The 782-nt window shown below is 41.7% G+C and carries 1 protein-coding gene; it reads right to left on the bottom strand.

Annotated elements, in window-relative coordinates; genetic code table 11:
* Positions 1-447 precede the first annotated feature (447 nt).
* Positions 448-782 (bottom strand): LPXTG cell wall anchor domain-containing protein (locus tag RFK25_RS11485; RefSeq protein ID WP_332413542.1); only part of this gene is annotated, 335 nt, incomplete at its 5' end.

Below are 782 nucleotides of genomic sequence, written 5' to 3'. Positions count from 1 at the left end.
AAATATTAAGAGAGCATGTAAATAGAAAAAGGTTCCAGAGTCAACAGGACTTTGGAGCCTTTTTCAATATACCTTGTTATTTGGCGGTTACTTTGAAAACTTCAAAAATCGCATTTTCATTGCCATAAACATAAAACGAGAGAAGACAATTCCTGTCCTCTCTCGGTGTTAAATGGGTCAACCCACTACAGTTGACAAAGAGCCCCCAAAAAGCCGAAAACGAGCAACTCCTAATTGGAATTGCTCGTTTTTTATATGCGAGTGGCTAGTTTTTGCCCAGCCCCTAGGTGTTAGCTTTTCGTCTAACCACTACAGTTGACAAAGAGCCTCTATATACTAGATATATCAGATAGTAGAACCTCTTACTAAAAGGAAAGCGAATCTTCCCCTTTCTATCGATGCAATCAAATAAATAGGAAGGATAAATTGAAATACAATTGATTATTCTTACTTATTGCGACGACGTTTTCCAACAAGTGCAAGAGCTGCTACAAGCATTGCTGCACCAAGTACAGTTGCTGAAGATGAAGCTTCACCAGTGTTTGGCAATTGGCCTGGAGATGCACTTGAAGGGGTTGCAGGTGTTCCTGGACGAGCTGGTTCAGGAGCAGCTGGGGTCATCGGTTTAGATGGTTCTTCTGGAGTATCTGGAGTATCTGGAGTAACTGGAATATAGTTGATAATTGTATCCGTTGTTGGATCATTTGGTACTGGTGGTGCTTCATAACCCTTCGTTGGATCTGCTGGATCGACTGGAGTCAATGGAGTTGTACCATCTGGTC

The sequence above is a fragment of the Streptococcus sp. SS-4456 genome, from assembly GCF_036680365.1.
GTDB lineage: Bacteria > Bacillota > Bacilli > Lactobacillales > Streptococcaceae > Streptococcus.
This window is presented reverse-complemented; position numbering and strand designations above follow the sequence as displayed.